This is a genomic window from Pseudomonas sp. (genome assembly GCF_032058845.1).
GTDB lineage: Bacteria > Pseudomonadota > Gammaproteobacteria > Pseudomonadales > Pseudomonadaceae > Aquipseudomonas.
In genome coordinates, this window is sequence record NZ_DAMCCR010000101.1 from 1 (window position 1) to 15291 (window position 15291).

Genomic DNA, 15291 nt, shown 5'->3' on the forward strand with positions numbered 1-15291 from the left:
AACCAAGCGGGTTGCGCTTGCGCGCGACGCGCCATGCCTGGCGCACCATGAAAAAACCCGCATCGCTGCGGGTTCCTGGTGATGCAGTCAGCTTAGTTGACCTTGGCAGCCAGCTCGCCGTTGGCGTAGCGCTGGAACATCGCTTCGAGGGTGATCGGCTTGATCTTCGAGGCGTTGCCAGCGGTGCCGAAGGCTTCGTAACGAGCGATGCACACGTCACGCATGGCCTTCACGGTTTCACCGAAGAACTTGCGTGGGTCGAACTCGCTCGGGTTCACCGCCATGTGACGACGCATGGCGCCGGTGGACGCCAGGCGCAGGTCGGTGTCGATATTGACCTTGCGCACGCCGTACTTGATGCCTTCGACGATTTCTTCGACCGGCACGCCGTAGGTTTCCTTGATGTCACCGCCGTACTGGTTGATGATCGCCAGCCACTCTTGCGGCACCGAGGAGGAACCGTGCATCACCAGGTGGGTATTGGGGATGCGCTTGTGGATTTCCTTGATGCGGTCGATGGCGAGGATGTCACCGGTGGGCGGCTTGGTGAACTTGTAGGCGCCGTGGCTGGTGCCGATGGCGATGGCCAAGGCATCGACCTGGGTCTGCTTGACGAAGTCGGCGGCTTCTTCCGGATCGGTCAGCATCTGGCTGTGGTCCAGGGTGCCTTCGGCGCCGATGCCGTCTTCTTCACCGGCCTGACCGGTTTCCAGGCTGCCCAGGCAACCCAGCTCGCCTTCTACCGACACGCCGCAGGCGTGGGCAAAGGCGACGGTCTGCTGGGTCACGCGCACGTTGTAGTCGTAGTCGGCAGGGGTCTTGCCGTCGGCCTTGAGCGAGCCGTCCATCATCACCGAGCTGAAGCCCAGCTGGATCGAGCGCTGGCAGACGTCAGGGCTGGTACCGTGGTCCTGGTGCATGCACACCGGGATGTGCGGGAATTCTTCGATGGCGGCCAGGATCAGGTGGCGCAGGAACGGGGCGCCAGCGTATTTGCGCGCACCGGCCGAGGCCTGGACGATGACCGGGGAGTCGGTCTTGTCGGCCGCTTCCATGATGGCGCGCATCTGCTCGAGGTTGTTGACGTTGAAAGCTGGAACGCCGTAGCCGAATTCGGCGGCGTGGTCCAGCATCTGGCGCATGCTGATAAGTGCCATGGTGTATCTCTCTCCCGACAAGCGTCGTAGTGTCGTGCAAGCCTGCCGCTGGGGCGGTTGCTGTTCATGTTGTGTGGGCCGCGCTGAGTAGGGCAGCCCGGCCATTCACGGTGCCTTGCAGCCCCGCCCAATCAGATCGTTGGTTGCCACCCAGTACACCAGGCCTTCATCGCCCTTGAGGTGCAAGGCCAGCACGCCATCGCTGTACAGTGTTCCGGAACCGCTCGGCTCGGACAGCAGCCGGTAGGCACGGCTGCCCAGACGCACGTCGACCGACTGGCGCGCGCTGTCGGTGAAGCGCCAGAGCACTTCGGTCTGGCTGTCGCACACCCAGCGCGTCCAGTTGTCAGCTGCCCCTTCGGGGGTGGCCGGTTGCAGCAACGAGCAACCGGCCAGGGCCGCGAAGACCACGGCGGCCATCAATGCTTTCATAAACCTCTCCCGGCTCGTCGAATCCATGCCTGGCCGCCTGGCGCCCTCACGGGCACCCCGGCGCCTTGCGTTGATGCTCGTCGTCGTACTTCTCCAGACCTTCCTGCCCCAGGCGCTTGCTGATCACCGGAACCGTTTCGGCCTGCCATTGCGACTGGTAGCAACCGCCCTTGGGCGCTTGCGGCGAGTCGACGTCGGGGGCCGGGCTGCTGGCGCACGCGCCGAGCAGACCTGCCATGAGCATCACGGGCAATTGCTTGACCATCAGGTCGCTCCCTTTGCCAGGCGCCAGCGTTATCAGGCCTTGGCCCGCTCTTCCAGAATGGCAACGGCTGGCAGCACCTTGCCCTCGACGAATTCGAGGAAGGCGCCACCGCCCGTGGAAATGTACGAAATATCGCTGCTGACGCCGTACTTGTCGATGGCTGCCAGGGTGTCGCCACCGCCGGCGATGGAAAACGCAGCGCTGGCAGCGATGGCCTTGGCCAGCACCTGGGTGCCATTACCGAACTGATCGAACTCGAACACGCCGACCGGGCCGTTCCACAAAATGGTCTTCGAGGTCTTGAGCAGCTCGGCGAAGTGGGCAGCGGTCTGTGGACCGATGTCCAGGATCATGTCGTCGGTGGCGACGTCGGCGATGGCCTTGACGGTGGCTTCGGCGCTCTCGGCGAACTCCTTGGCCACCACCACATCGACCGGCAACGGCACATTGACCTTGGCAGCGATGGCCTTGGCGGTCTCGACCAGGTCAGGCTCGTACAGCGACTTGCCAACCGGGTGGCCAGCGGCGGCAAGGAAGGTGTTGGCGATGCCGCCACCGACGATCAGCAGTTCGCACACCTGGCTCAGGCTGTTCAGCACGTCGAGTTTGGTCGATACCTTGGAGCCGGCAACGATGGCCGCCATCGGCTGAGCCGGGGCCTTCAAGGCCTTGCCCAGGGCGTCCAGCTCAGCGGCCAGCAGCGGGCCTGCGGCCGCGACCTTGGCGAATTTGGCAACCCCGTGGGTCGAGCCTTCGGCGCGGTGGGCGGTGCCGAAGGCATCCATGACGAACACGTCGCACAGCGCAGCGTACTGTTGCGCCAGCTCGTCGGCGTTCTTCTTCTCGCCCTGGTTGAAGCGCACGTTTTCAAACAGCACCAGATCACCGGCCTTGACCTCGACGCCGCCCAGGTAATCCTTGATCAGCGGCACTTCACGGCCCAGGGCCTTGCTCAGGTAGTCGGCCACCGGCTGCAGGCTGTTCTCGGCCGAGAACTCGCCTTCGGTCGGCCGGCCCAGGTGCGAGCAGACCATCAGCGCCGCGCCTTTCTCCAGCGCCAGCTTGATGGTCGGCAGCGCAGCCTGGATCCGCGCGTCGCTTGCCACCACGCCGTCTTTCACCGGGACGTTGAGGTCTTCGCGAATCAGTACGCGCTTACCTTGCAGGTCGAGGTCGGTCATCTTCAACACGGTCATCAATGCGGTCCTTCAGGGCTGTGGGGTGCAGGTTTGGTGGACGACGTGCAGGTAATGGTCGGCAACGTCGAGCATACGGTTGGCAAACCCCCATTCGTTGTCGAACCAGGCCAGCAGGTTCACCAGGCGTGAGCCTGAGACGCGGGTCTGGCTGGCATCGACGATGGCCGAATGCGGGTCATGGTTGAAATCGCAACTGGCGTGCGGCAGTTCGGTGTAGGCCAGCAGGCCGTGCAGCGGGCCACTCAAGGCGGCGTCGCGCAATACCTGGTTGACCTCGGCGGCCGTGGTGTCACGCGCGGTCTGCAAGGTGATGTCCAGGCACGAGACATTCACCGTGGGCACACGTACCGCTTTGGCCTGGATTCGCCCGGCAAGTTCCGGAAGCAGCCGCTCGATGCCACGGGCCAGGCCCGTGGACACCGGAATCACCGACTGAAACGCCGAGCGGGTACGGCGCAGGTCTTCGTGGTGATAGGCATCGATCACGGGCTGGTCATTCATGGCCGAGTGAATGTTGGTGATCTGCACGTAGTCGATGCCGAACGCCTGGTCGAGCACGCGCAGCAGCGGCACGCCGCAGTTGGTGGTGCACGAGGCGTTGGACACCAGACGCTCGGTGCCCGTCAGGCAGTTCTGGTTGATGCCGTAGACCACCGTGGCGTCCACGTCGGCTTCGCTGGCCATGGGCTGGGAAAACAGCACCCGCGGTGCGCCGGCATCGAGAAAGCGCTGACCGTCGGCACGTGAGGTGTAGGCACCTGAGCACTCGAGCACCAGGTCGATGCCGAGCGCGGCCCAGTCGACGCCTTCGGGGGTGGCGCTGCGCAAGACTTTCACGCAGTCGCCGTTGATATGCAGGCAGTCGCCCTCGACCTTCACCTCGCCGGGGAATCGCCCGTGGGTGGAGTCGAAGCGCGTCAGGTATTCGATGCTGGCCTGATCGGCCAGGTCATTCAATGCAACGATCTCGAAGCCTGCCCTCGCGCCACGTTCGACCAGGGCACGCAGGACACAGCGACCAATCCGGCCATAACCGTTGAGTGCAACTTTGTAGGGACGCGAGTGGGGCATTCGGGGCTCGTAGGGCAGAGAATGTTGTGAAGCGGTGGTTGGACAGAGGGGGCGGCCGGCAGGCTGCAATCGCTATCCACCTCCTGCTGCGTCGTCGCTTGAAACAGGCCGGCTACGCCGGCCCATTACCGCAAGCCTCATTCAACAGGATGGCGCAGTGCTCGGGCAGGGCTATGACGGCAAAAGCCCCTGCCCGTCGCATCAGGCCAACGCCTCAGTCTTCCAGCAACTCTTCAGCCGTGCTCAACACGTTTTCCAGGGTGAAGCCGAACTCCTCAAACAGTGCACCGGCAGGCGCCGACTCACCGTAGGTGGTCATGCCGATCACGCGACCGTCCAGGCCCACGTACTTGTACCAGTAGTCGGCATGGGCTGCTTCGATGGCGATCCGCGCGCCGACTTCGACCGGCAGGACCGATTGCTTGTAGGCCGCATCCTGCGCGTCGAACACGCTGGTGCACGGCATCGACACCACACGGACCTTGCGGCCCTGCTCGCTCAGCTTGGTGTACGCCTCGACCGCCAGGCCCACTTCGGAACCGGTGGCGATGAGGATCAGCTCTGGCTCACCGGCGCAGTCGCGCAGGATGTAGCCACCGCGGCTGATCTCGGCGATCTGTGCGGCGCTGCGGTCCTGATGCTGCAGGTTCTGACGCGAGAAGATCAGTGCCGACGGGCCGTCGTTGCGCAGCAACGCTTCTTTCCAGCACACCGCCGACTCGACCGCATCGGCCGGGCGCCAGGTGTTCAGGTTCGGCGTGGTACGCAGGCTGGTCAGTTGCTCGATCGGCTGGTGCGTCGGGCCGTCTTCGCCCAGGCCGATGGAGTCGTGGGTGTAGACGTGGATGGCGCGCAGCTTCATCAGTGCCGACATGCGCACTGCGTTGCGGGCGTATTCCATGAACATCAGGAACGTTGCGCCGTACGGCACCAGGCCGCCGTGCAGGGCCAGGCCGTTCATGATCGCGGTCATGCCGAACTCGCGCACGCCGTAGAACACGTAATTGCCGCTGGCATCACCGGCTTCGACGCCCTTGCAGCCTTTCCACAGGGTCAGGTTGGAGGCGGCGAGGTCGGCCGAGCCGCCAAGCAGTTCAGGCAGCAGCGGGCCGAAGGCATTGAGGGTGTTCTGGCTGGCCTTGCGGCTGGCGATGGTTTCGCCTTTGGCTGCCACTTCTTCCACGTAGGCCTGGGCCTTGGCGGCGAAGTCGGCTGGCAACTCGCCGCTGGAGCGGCGCTTGAATTCGGCAGCCAGTTCCGGGAAGGCCTGGGCGTAGGCATCGAAGCGCTGGTTCCATTCGGCTTCGGCCTTGGCGCCAGCGTCCTTGGCATCCCATTCGGCATAGATGTCGGCAGGGATTTCGAAGTCGCCGTAGCTCCAGTTCAGGCCACTGCGCGACAGGATGATTTCGTCATCACCCAACGGGGCGCCGTGGGACGATTCCTTGCCCTGCTTGCCTGGCGAGCCGAAGCCGATGATGGTCTTGCAGCAGATCAGGGTCGGCTTGTCGCTCTTGCGCGCAGTCTCGATGGCGGTCTTGATCTCGTCGGCGTCATGGCCGTTGACGTTGCGGATCACCTGCCAGTTGTAGGCCTCGAAGCGCGCGGGGGTGTTGTCGGTGAACCAGCCATGCACTTCGCCATCGATGGAGATGCCGTTGTCGTCGTAGAACGCGATCAGCTTGTTCAGGCCCAGGGTGCCGGCAAGCGACGCCGCTTCGTGGGAGATGCCTTCCATCATGCAGCCATCACCCATGAACACATAGGTGTGGTGGTCGACGACGTCGTGGCCTTCACGGTTGAACTGCGCAGCCATGACTTTTTCGGCCAGCGCGAAGCCCACGCCATTGGCCAGGCCCTGGCCCAGCGGGCCGGTGGTGGTTTCCACGCCTGGGGTGTAGCCGTACTCGGGGTGGCCCGGGGTGCGGCTGTGCAGCTGACGGAAGCCCTTGAGGTCATCGATGGTCAGGTCGTAGCCGGTCAGGTGCAGCAGCGAATAGATGAGCATCGAGCCGTGACCGTTGGACAGCACGAAGCGGTCGCGGTCAGCGAACTTGGGGTTGCTCGGGTTGTGCTTGAGGAAATCACGCCACAGTACTTCGGCGATATCCGCCATGCCCATCGGGGCACCGGGGTGGCCGCTGTTGGCCTTTTGCACGGCATCCATGCTGAGGGCGCGGATGGCATTGGCACGATCACGACGGCTAGGCATCGCTGGTCTCCTGAAGGCTGGAAAAGAGGTAACACGGAAAGAGTCGGCCATTTTCGCCTAGTGGTGGTGCCCGGGGCAATGACGGATGGTCAGTAGGGGAAAAATTCCCTGGATCTGGGCGCGTATGTTGGGCGTTTCGAGCCGCCAGCGTCACCCAGGCAGCGTTCTTCTGCAGCCCATGACCCATCACGCAGCACTCGCCGCCGCGCATCAGGCACCAATATCAAAACTTTTTGATATTGCTATTGCGAGCCTTGCCGGCCCTGACTAGACTGCCGACCCATGAACCTACCCGTGCAATCGTTCCCCGTGCAGTCCACCGACGACCTGGCCGCCCTGTGCAAGGCCAGCGGCGACGTGCTGCGCCTGAACGTACTGCGGGTGCTGGCCAGCGACTCCTTCGGCGTGCTGGAACTGGCGCAGATCTTCGACATCGGCCAGTCCGGCATCAGCCACCATCTGAAAGTGTTGTCCCAGGCCGGCCTGGTGGCCACGCGCCGCGAGGGCAACGCCATCTTCTATCGCCGCGCCCTGCCCGACGGCCTGCGCCTGGGCGGGCGCGTGCATGCCGCGCTGCTCGAAGAAGTCGATCGGTTGCCACTGGCGCTCGATCTCCAGCAACGCATCGTGCAGGTGCAACAGCGCCGCGCCGTGACCAGCCAGGATTTTTTCCTGCGTGTCGAAGAAAAGTTTCGCGCCCAGCAGGACCTTATCGCCGGCTTGCCGCAATACCGCGAAAGCCTGCTGGCCTTGCTCGACAAGCTCAGCTTTGCGGCCCAGGCCACGGCCTTGGAAGTCGGCCCCGGCGACGGCGGTTTCCTGCCCGATCTGGCCCGGCGTTTTGCCCAGGTCACGGCGCTGGACAACAGCCCGACCATGCTCGAACTGGCACGCCAGGTGTGCCTGCGCGAGCAGTTGGACAACGTCACCCTGCAGCTCGCCGACGCCCTCGACGCGTCCCAGGCCCAGGCCGACTGCGTGGTGCTGAACATGGTCCTGCACCATTTCAGCGACCCGGCCCTGGCCTTGCGCCAGCTGGCCCAGCGGGTCAACCACGGCGGCAGCCTGCTGGTCACCGAGCTGTGCAGCCATGATCAGCGCTGGGCCCGCGATGCCTGCGGCGATTTGTGGCTGGGCTTTGACCAGCACGACCTGGCCCGCTGGGCCAGCGAGGCCGGGCTGACCCCCGGCGAAAGCCTTTATGTGGGCCTGCGCAACGGCTTCCAGATTCAGGTCCGGCATTTCCAGCGGGCCCCTCTCACCCCTTTCACCGATACCGTTAGGAACCCTTCGAGATGAGCGAATACTCCCTTTTCACGTCCGAGTCCGTGTCCGAAGGGCATCCGGACAAGATCGCCGACCAGATTTCCGATGCGATCCTCGATGCCATCATCACCCAGGACAAGTACGCCCGCGTGGCCTGCGAAACCCTGGTCAAGACCGGCGTGGCGATCATCGCCGGCGAAGTCACCACCTCGGCCTGGGTTGACCTCGAAGACCTGGTGCGCAAGGTCATCATCGACATCGGCTACAACAGCTCCGACGTCGGTTTCGACGGCGCCACCTGCGCTGTGATGAACATCATCGGCAAGCAGTCGGTGGACATCGCCCAGGGCGTCGACCGCTCCAAGCCGGAAGACCAGGGCGCCGGCGACCAGGGCCTGATGTTCGGCTATGCCAGCAACGAAACCGACGTGCTGATGCCAGCACCGATCTGCTTCTCGCACCGTCTGGTCGAGCGCCAGGCCGAAGCGCGCAAGTCCGGCCTGCTGCCGTGGCTGCGCCCGGATGCGAAGTCCCAGGTCACCTGCCGTTACGAAGGTGGCAAAGTAGTCGGGATCGATGCGGTGGTGCTGTCGACCCAGCACAATCCGGACGTGTCCTACAAAGACCTGCGCGATGGCGTGATGGAGCTGATCGTCAAGCAGACCCTACCGGCCGAACTGCTGCACAAGGACACCCAGTTCCACATCAACCCCACCGGCAACTTCATCATCGGTGGCCCGGTGGGTGACTGCGGCCTGACCGGGCGCAAGATCATCGTCGACTCCTACGGCGGCATGGCCCGTCACGGCGGCGGCGCGTTCTCGGGCAAGGATCCGTCCAAGGTCGACCGTTCCGCCGCCTATGCCGGTCGTTACGTGGCCAAGAACATCGTCGCTGCCGGCCTGGCCGAACGCTGCGAGATCCAGGTGTCGTACGCCATCGGCGTCGCGCAGCCGACGTCGATTGCGATCAACACCTTCGGCACCGGCAAGATCTCCGATGCGCGCATCGTGCAGCTGGTGCGCGAGTGCTTCGACCTGCGCCCCTACGCCATCACCACCATGCTCGACCTGCTGCACCCGATGTACCAGGAGACCGCGGCATACGGCCACTTCGGCCGCACCCCGCAACAGAAGACCGTCGGTGATGACACCTTCACCACCTTCACCTGGGAACGCACCGACCGCGCCGAACAGCTGCGGGCCGCTGCCGGCCTGTAAACGTCCTGCAGACGTTTACCAAAGCCCCTGTCGAGCGATCGGCAGGGGCTTTTTCGTGAAACATGCACTGACACGTTCAGGCTCGCGCCAGCGAAGAGCGTGGCTAGGCTTGGCCGCGTTGCCATTGCCGCAAGGAAGCCGGCCATGCCGTTCAGACGATTCATCGCAGTGCTGCTCTGCGCCTGCAGCGCGCTGCTTCACAGCCGGGCACATGCCGAGGCTCCGGCCTGCCCAGACTGGCCAGCCGCGCAGGCCAGAAGCGAAATCCACGATCTGCGGGCGACCCTCGCCCGCTGGGACGATCACTACCACCGCCTGGGCATCGGCCTGGTCGCCGACGAGGTCTACGACCAGAGCCGTTCTCGCCTGCACCGGCTACAGGCATGCTTCGCCGTTCAAAGGGCGGCCGATCCTCTGGCCACGGCCGGCGGCCCGTTGCTGCACCCGATTGCCCACACCGGTCTGATCAAGCTCAGCGACGAGACCCATCTGCGCCGCTGGCTGCACGGGAAGCGGTCAGTGTGGCTGCAGCCCAAGGTCGATGGCGTGGCGGCAACGCTGGTGTACCGCGCAGGCCAGCTGCTGCAGGTGATCAGCCGCGGCAACGGCACGGCCGGGCATGACTGGAGCCGCCACCTGCCAGTGCTGAGCCAGGTCCCGCAGACCCTGCCGGAGCCGCTTGACCTGGTGCTGCACGCCGAGCTGTACCTGCACCTCGACAGCCATGTGCAGGCCCAGCAGGGCAGCGTCAATGCCCGCGGTACGGTGGCCGGGCTGCTGGCGCGCAAGCAGATGAACGAGGTTCAGGGCGCGCAGATCCGTGTGTTCGTCTGGGATTGGCCTGAAGGGCCCGATACCCAGCAGGCGCGCTATGCCCGCCTGGCGGCGCTGGGCTTTGCCGACACGCAACGGTTCAGTGTCGCCATCGACACCCCTGCACAGGCCGTGCACTGGCGTCAGCACTGGTACCGCTCGCCACTGCCGTTCGTCACTGATGGCGTGGTACTGCGCCAGGATCGCCGCCCACCCGCCACACGCTGGCAGGCGCAGGCGCCGTACTGGATCGCAGCCTGGAAGTACCCGTTCAGCCAGGTGCTGGCCGAGGTGCGCGACGTGCGCTTCAACATCGGCCGCAGCGGGCGCATCACGCCAATGTTGCACCTGCAGCCGGTGCAGCTCGATGACCGGCGCATCACACGGGTCAGCCTTGGTTCGCTGGCACGCTGGCAGGCCCTGGACGTGCGCCCGGGTGATCAGGTGCAGATCAGCCTGGCTGGCCTGACCATCGCGCGGTTCGAGCAGGTGATCCACCGCGCAAGCGTCCGTCAGCCGCTGACGATCCCGGACCCTGCGGCCTACCATCCGCTCAGTTGCTGGCAACCCGGCGAGGGTTGCCAGGCGCAATTCGTGGCCCGCCTCTCCTGGCTCAGCGGCAAGCAGGGCCTGGCCTTGCCAGGACTGGGCAGTGGTACGTGGCGGCAACTGGTCGAGGCAGGCACCGTGACCGGGCTGGTCGACTGGCTCACCCTGGATGCCGCGCGGCTGCGGCAGGTGCCGGGCATCGGCGAAGCACGGGCTGAACAGTTGCAGCGCAGCTTCCAGGCTGCGCGTTCACGGACCTTCACGCAGTGGTTACGCGCCCTGGGCGCACCGCCGGTCAAAGGACCGGCACTGGGCCCGGACTGGTTCACCCTGCGCCAGCGCTCGCCCGAAGACTGGCAACGCTTCAGCGGGGTCGGCGTGCACAAAACGCGACAACTGCACGCGTTCTTTGAAAACCCCACTGTAAATGTGCTGGCTGAGCGGTTGGGGCGGCTAGGCATCGATGGTTTCAAGCCACCATTAGTCGATGACGATGCAAGAGCGGATGGGAAATTCTAGAGTGAGAAAAGTCTGATTAATGAGGCGAGCCGCTATCAAAGCTTTCCCAAACCTGAAAACCAAGGCAGGATTTCCCCCAACTTTTGCTACCTCGCCCCGTCAAGGAGGCTCTTCATGAAACGCCTGTTCTCGCTTGCCCTGCTCACTACCCTGTTTGTCGCCGCGACAGGTGTGCAAGCCGCACAACCTGATACCGGCCTGACCGGTTGCGCCGCCAAACGCAGCGCCATCGAGAATCAGCTGCAGATCGCGCGCGACAAGGGCAACAGCTTCGAGGTCAGCGGGCTGGAAAAGGCGCTCAAGGAAAACACCGAGCACTGCACTGACGCCAGTCTGCGCAAAGAGCGTGAACAGAAGGTGCTCGACGCTCGCCATGAAGTTGCCCAGCGCACCAAAGACCTCGACAAGGCCATGAAAAAAGGCGACGCGGAAAAGATCAACAAACGCAAAGACAAGCTTGCCGAAGCGAAGAAAGAGCTTCAGGAAGCCACCGACGAGCTTGACCGCTAAGTACCGCGCAAGCGGCGCCTGGCAGCGCGCTTCAGTGATTGCGAAATTCCCGATGACAAGCTGTACAGGCCTGCTCCACATCGTCCATCGGCGCTTTTAGCCGAGCAGCCTCCAGCGGCTGCGCACGGGTCTGCTCGCGCAATGCAGCAGTCGCCCCCTCCAACCGGCCCGCCAGCTCCGTGAAGCGGGCCTGTTGCTGCCACACCTGCGCCCTCGCATTGCTCTGGTCGCCGTCACTGACCGCTGGAAAATGCTGCCATGGCGCATGGGCCAGGGTGTCGAGCCGGACCGCGCCTTCGGCAAAAGCACGGCTGTCGAACGCTACCCGCCCCCGCAACATGCCGCCCAGGTGCTCGCTGGTTTGCATCATCTCCTTGAAGATGGCCTTGCGCTTGCCCAGTGGCGAATCCGGGTCGACGCGGTCACAGCCGCCCAGCCCTACAGCGATACACAGCATTGCGGCGAAACACTTCAACATCCCGATCCCTATGACTGGCGAAAATAGGCCGCTAGTATCCCCGTCTTGGTCGCCAAGACCAATCCCCTTACAGAAGCCAGGGCTAATACCCCAGGCTCGCATCCATTTTGAAGGTATTGCCCATGACGTTCCCCCTACGCCGCCTCGCCGGCACACTCGCGGCCCTGGCCTTGCTGGCGGGTTGCAACGGCGGCGACGAGGACAAGCCCCAGCCCCAGCCCGCACCACATGCGATCGCCACCTACGTGCCTGGCACCTGGCAGGATCTGCCGAGCGTCAGTGACGCCGACCTGCTGGCCGGATTCATGGCATGGCGCAACGGCTGCGAGAAACTCACGCGCAACCCGGTCTGGGCCTCCACCTGCGAGGCCGCACAGGCGGTGCCGGGCGATCCTGCCCAGGTTCGTGCCTTTCTGCAAAAGACCCTTGAGGTCTACGGCCTGCGCTCCGCCGAGCAACAGGCCAATGGCCTGATCACCGGCTACTACGAACCGGTGTACCGCGGCAGCCTGACCCAGACACCGCAGGCATCGGTGCCGGTCTACGGAATTCCCGACGACATGATCGTGGTCGACCTCGCCAGTGTGTACCCCGAACTCAAGGGCAAACGCCTGCGCGGTCGCCTCGATGGCCGTGTGCTCAAGCCTTACGACACTGCCGAGGTGATCGCCCGTGAAGGCGTCCAGGCCCCGGTACTGGCCTGGCTGACCGACCCCATGGACCTGCAATTCCTGCAAATCCAGGGCTCAGGCCGCGTGCAACTGGATGACGGCCGTCAGCTGCGCCTGGGCTACGCCGATCAGAACGGTCATCCCTACCGGCCCATTGGCCGCTGGCTGGTGGAACAGGGTGAGTTGAGCAAGGATCAGGTCAGCATGGGCGCCATCCACGCCTGGGGCCAGGCCCACCCGGAGCGCGTCGCGGAGCTGCTGGCGAGCAACCCCAGCTATGTGTTCTTCAGCGCCCGGCCAGACAGCAACGAGGGCCCGCGGGGCTCGCTGAACGTGCCGCTGACGGCCGGCTACAGCGTGGCGATCGACCGCAAGGTGATTCCGCTGGGCAGCCTGCTCTGGCTGTCGACCACCCGCCCTGACGGCAGCCCGGTGGTACGCCCGGTCGGCGCGCAGGATACCGGCGGTGCGATCACCGGCGAGGTCCGCGCAGACCTGTTCTGGGGCACGGGCCCTGAGGCGGGTGAGCTGGCCGGCAACATGAAGCAGCAGGGGCAGATCTGGATGCTCTGGCCCAAGGGCCAGGCATTGCCCGATGTACCCAAGGTGCCTTGAGCTCAGACCGAAACGATGAAGAAACTCACGATCAGCGCGAGGCCGACGAAATAGGCCAACGAGCGCAAGGCGGCCAGGTTGGCCATGTAGCAGATGATGAACAACAGGCGGCTGGTGATGTAGAGCACACCCAGCACATCTTGCGTCACCTGCTCGGCATGGCCCACCACATCGGCCACCAGCACGGCGGCGGCAAAGGCCGGAAAGGTCTCGAAGCCGTTCTGCTGGGCCGAATGCAGCCGCCGTGGCAGGCCGGACAGGGTGTCGAGAAACGCACGCGGGTCGTGGTTTTCACGAAAACCGAAGCGCCCACTGGACAGTTTTGCGCCCAGGGCGCACAGCGGCGGCAGGAACATCGCGAACAATATGCACCACAGGGCAACGGTCATACGGCAACTCCAGAAAACGAAGGACAAGGATTAGCGTTCATCAGCAGCACACCGCCTCAGACCAGCGCGCAGTCCAGAAGTCTCGGGCCGCCGAACGGCTCTTTGAGGTAACGCATGCCGAACAGGCCCAGCAGGCTCACGCTCAACTCACGCAGCGCCGCCGCTTGGACAATCGAACCCATGCACAGGCCGATCGGCGCCAGCACCCATCAGACCTCTATCACAGCGTGAAAGGTAAGCGAATGTTTCGCATGCCATCTTAGTCACCCCACGCGCCCCAAGCCAGAACAGCGAGCCGATCTTGGACACAAGCGGAACGTTGCGCAGTTTTCTGGTCAGAGCATGTGCCCGACCGCTGGGTCAGATCATCAAACAACTCCGCAAACCCTTCGGGTTTCGACTTGGAAGCCACTGCCACAGGATTCAGGATGCTTGAACTCGTTGCTGCGTTTATCTGCTTGACCACCCTCCTCACCTACGTCAACTACCGTTTCATCGGGCTACCCCCGGCCATCGGCGTGATGGTCACCGCCTTGCTGTTCTCGCTGATTCTCCAGGGCCTGAGCCTGATCGGCTTCCCCGGCCTGGAAGCACGCGTCGAGAGCCTGATGAGCCAGATCGACTTCAACGACCTGCTGATGCACTGGATGTTGTCGTTCCTGCTGTTCGCCGGCGCCTTGCACGTGAACCTGAGCGATCTGCGCAGCTATCGCTGGCCCATCGGCCTGCTGGCCACCGTGGGCGTGCTGATCGCCACCGTGGTGATCGGCCTGTTCGCCCACTGGGTGTTCGCCCTGTTCGGCTGGAACGTGAGCCTCATCTATTGCTTGCTGTTCGGCGCGCTGATCTCGCCCACCGACCCCATCGCGGTACTCGGTGCCCTGCGCACGGCCAATGCACCCAAGCCGCTGAAGACCACCATCGTCGGCGAGTCGCTGTTCAACGATGGCACCGCCGTGGTGGTGTTCACCGTGCTGCTGGGCATCCTGCAACTGGGCGAAACGCCGAGCCTGGCCGACACCGCCATGCTGTTCCTGCACGAGGCCGTGGGCGGTATCGTGTTCGGCGCAGTGATCGGCTACGCCACCTACCGCATGATCAAGGGCATCGAGCAGTACCAGGTCGAGGTCATGCTGACCCTGGCACTGGTCTTCGGCGGCTCGGTGATGTCGTACGAACTGCACGTCTCGGCGCCCATCGCCATGGTGGTGGCCGGCCTGATCATCGGTAACCTGGGTCGCAACCTGGCGATGAACGACATGACGCGCCGCTACATGGACGGTTTCTGGGAACTGATCGACGACATGCTCAATGCCGTGCTGTTCGCCCTGATCGGCCTGGAGCTGTTGCTGCTGCCGTTCAACTGGTTGCACCTGGCCGCAGGCAGCGTGCTGGCAGTGGCGGTACTGGGCTCGCGCCTGCTGACCGTGGCCCCGGCGATCCTGCTGCTGCGCCGCTGGCGCACGGTACCCAAAGGCACCATTCGCGTGCTGACCTGGGGTGGCCTGCGTGGCGGTGTCTCGGTGGCCCTGGCGCTGTCGCTGCCAGCCGGTGAAGAGCGGGATTTGTTGCTGTCGATCACCTACATCGTGGTGCTGTCGTCGATTCTGTTCCAAGGGTTGACGGTGGGGCGCGTGGTACGGCGGGTGAGCGAGCAGCCGTAAGGCGTTCTGGAAAAAGACTGGGGCCGCACATGCGGCCCCTCGTCACTCACTCCACCGAACCTTCCGGAAACTGATCTTCCAGGTACTTGATCTGCGTCCGTCCATGCGCCGCCGGCAAACCATCCTCACCCAGGTTCACGAACACCATGCGATCCACCGTGAGAATGCTCTTGCGGGTGATCTTGTTGCGCACTTCGCAGCGCAGGGTGATCGAGGTGCGGCCGAACTCGGTGGCGGTGATGCCCAGTTCGATGATGTCGC

14 protein-coding genes and 2 pseudogenes are annotated in these 15291 nt (G+C 64.3%); 6 read left to right on the top strand and 10 right to left on the bottom strand.

Going from position 1 to position 15291, the window contains the following annotated elements; translation table 11 throughout:
* Nucleotides 1–92: 92 nt before the first annotated feature.
* From fba to tkt, 6 genes are all read right to left on the bottom strand, one after another.
* Nucleotides 93–1157, bottom strand: a complete 1065-nt coding sequence (fba, locus tag RT028_RS16675) for a class II fructose-bisphosphate aldolase (RefSeq protein WP_312936221.1) — start codon at nt 1155–1157, stop codon at nt 93–95.
* Between the two features lie 105 nt (nt 1158–1262).
* Nucleotides 1263–1589, bottom strand: coding sequence for an MliC family protein (locus RT028_RS16680; RefSeq protein ID WP_312936222.1), 327 nt, complete (start codon nt 1587–1589; stop codon nt 1263–1265).
* A 46-nt stretch (nt 1590–1635) separates the two neighbouring features.
* Nucleotides 1636–1887, bottom strand: a complete 252-nt coding sequence (locus RT028_RS16685; RefSeq protein ID WP_312936234.1) for a hypothetical protein — start codon at nt 1885–1887, stop codon at nt 1636–1638.
* A complete protein-coding gene (locus tag RT028_RS16690) occupies nt 1887–3050 on the bottom strand; it encodes a phosphoglycerate kinase (RefSeq protein ID WP_312936223.1) in 1164 nt (387 codons plus the stop codon). Before RT028_RS16690 ends, RT028_RS16685 begins: the two co-directional genes overlap by 1 nt.
* A 12-nt stretch (nt 3051–3062) precedes the next feature.
* Nucleotides 3063–4124 (bottom strand): erythrose-4-phosphate dehydrogenase, encoded by a 1062-nt coding sequence (epd, locus tag RT028_RS16695; protein WP_312936224.1) that lies wholly within the window; start codon nt 4122–4124, stop codon nt 3063–3065.
* Between the two features lie 214 nt (nt 4125–4338).
* Nucleotides 4339–6336 carry a transketolase gene (gene tkt, locus RT028_RS16700; RefSeq protein ID WP_312936225.1) on the bottom strand — a complete coding sequence of 666 codons (1998 nt, stop codon included), beginning with the start codon at nt 6334–6336 and terminating at the stop codon, nt 4339–4341.
* Nucleotides 6337–6618: 282 nt separating this feature from the next.
* Between tkt and RT028_RS16705 the strand changes: the two genes are divergently transcribed.
* The 4 genes from RT028_RS16705 to RT028_RS16720 all read left to right on the top strand — a co-directional run bounded on the left by RT028_RS16705 (nt 6619) and on the right by RT028_RS16720 (nt 11213).
* On the top strand, nt 6619–7635 hold the full coding sequence (locus tag RT028_RS16705; protein ID WP_312936226.1) for a metalloregulator ArsR/SmtB family transcription factor: 1017 nt from the start codon (nt 6619–6621) through the stop codon (nt 7633–7635).
* Entirely contained in the window at nt 7632–8822 is a 1191-nt protein-coding gene (gene metK / locus RT028_RS16710) for a methionine adenosyltransferase (protein ID WP_312936227.1), read from the top strand. The genes RT028_RS16705 and metK overlap by 4 nt, the downstream gene beginning before the upstream one ends.
* A 144-nt stretch (nt 8823–8966) precedes the next feature.
* Nucleotides 8967–10703, top strand: coding sequence for an NAD-dependent DNA ligase LigB (gene ligB / locus RT028_RS16715; protein WP_312936228.1), 1737 nt, complete (start codon nt 8967–8969; stop codon nt 10701–10703).
* Nucleotides 10704–10817: 114 nt separating this feature from the next.
* On the top strand, nt 10818–11213 hold the full coding sequence (locus tag RT028_RS16720) for a DUF1090 domain-containing protein (RefSeq protein WP_312936229.1): 396 nt from the start codon (nt 10818–10820) through the stop codon (nt 11211–11213).
* 31 nt (nt 11214–11244) lie between these two features.
* Here the strand turns inward: RT028_RS16720 and RT028_RS16725 are convergent, their stop codons facing one another.
* Nucleotides 11245–11691: a c-type cytochrome gene (locus tag RT028_RS16725; RefSeq protein WP_409567284.1), complete on the bottom strand. Its 447-nt coding sequence runs from the start codon at nt 11689–11691 to the stop codon at nt 11245–11247.
* Nucleotides 11692–11813: 122 nt separating this feature from the next.
* On the opposite strand from RT028_RS16725, the gene RT028_RS16730 reads away from it, so the two are divergent.
* Nucleotides 11814–12977: a murein transglycosylase A gene (locus tag RT028_RS16730; protein WP_312936231.1), complete on the top strand. Its 1164-nt coding sequence runs from the start codon at nt 11814–11816 to the stop codon at nt 12975–12977.
* Between the two features lie 2 nt (nt 12978–12979).
* Here RT028_RS16730 and RT028_RS16735 read toward each other — a convergent pair whose 3' ends face one another.
* Together RT028_RS16735 and RT028_RS16740 are read right to left on the bottom strand one after the other, a co-directional pair.
* Nucleotides 12980–13366: an MAPEG family protein gene (locus tag RT028_RS16735; RefSeq protein ID WP_312936232.1), complete on the bottom strand. Its 387-nt coding sequence runs from the start codon at nt 13364–13366 to the stop codon at nt 12980–12982.
* 56 nt (nt 13367–13422) lie between these two features.
* Nucleotides 13423–13548 (bottom strand): annotated as a pseudogene (locus tag RT028_RS16740) (EamA family transporter); the annotation flags it as partial.
* A gap of 246 nt (nt 13549–13794) precedes the next feature.
* Between RT028_RS16740 and RT028_RS16745 the strand changes: the two are divergent.
* The gene (locus tag RT028_RS16745) at nt 13795–15030 is read left to right on the top strand and encodes a sodium:proton antiporter (protein ID WP_312936233.1); all 1236 of its coding nucleotides are present in this window, start codon (nt 13795–13797) and stop codon (nt 15028–15030) included.
* Nucleotides 15031–15076: 46 nt separating this feature from the next.
* Here the strand turns inward: RT028_RS16745 and RT028_RS16750 are convergent.
* Nucleotides 15077–15291, bottom strand: a pseudogene (locus RT028_RS16750) (acyl-CoA thioesterase); the annotation flags it as partial.

Coding starts and splice junctions, on each gene's coding strand:
- RT028_RS16705 (WP_312936226.1), top strand. CDS start 6,619: ATGAACCTACCCGTGCAATCGTTCCCCGTGCAGTCCACCGACGACCTG.
- RT028_RS16690 (WP_312936223.1), bottom strand. CDS start 3,050: ATGACCGTGTTGAAGATGACCGACCTCGACCTGCAAGGTAAGCGCGTA.
- RT028_RS16730 (WP_312936231.1), top strand. CDS start 11,814: ATGACGTTCCCCCTACGCCGCCTCGCCGGCACACTCGCGGCCCTGGCC.
- fba (WP_312936221.1), bottom strand. CDS start 1,157: ATGGCACTTATCAGCATGCGCCAGATGCTGGACCACGCCGCCGAATTC.
- ligB (WP_312936228.1), top strand. CDS start 8,967: ATGCCGTTCAGACGATTCATCGCAGTGCTGCTCTGCGCCTGCAGCGCG.
- RT028_RS16680 (WP_312936222.1), bottom strand. CDS start 1,589: ATGAAAGCATTGATGGCCGCCGTGGTCTTCGCGGCCCTGGCCGGTTGC.
- RT028_RS16745 (WP_312936233.1), top strand. CDS start 13,795: ATGCTTGAACTCGTTGCTGCGTTTATCTGCTTGACCACCCTCCTCACC.
- metK (WP_312936227.1), top strand. CDS start 7,632: ATGAGCGAATACTCCCTTTTCACGTCCGAGTCCGTGTCCGAAGGGCAT.
- tkt (WP_312936225.1), bottom strand. CDS start 6,336: ATGCCTAGCCGTCGTGATCGTGCCAATGCCATCCGCGCCCTCAGCATG.
- RT028_RS16725 (WP_409567284.1), bottom strand. CDS start 11,691: ATGTTGAAGTGTTTCGCCGCAATGCTGTGTATCGCTGTAGGGCTGGGC.
- RT028_RS16720 (WP_312936229.1), top strand. CDS start 10,818: ATGAAACGCCTGTTCTCGCTTGCCCTGCTCACTACCCTGTTTGTCGCC.
- epd (WP_312936224.1), bottom strand. CDS start 4,124: ATGCCCCACTCGCGTCCCTACAAAGTTGCACTCAACGGTTATGGCCGG.
- RT028_RS16735 (WP_312936232.1), bottom strand. CDS start 13,366: ATGACCGTTGCCCTGTGGTGCATATTGTTCGCGATGTTCCTGCCGCCG.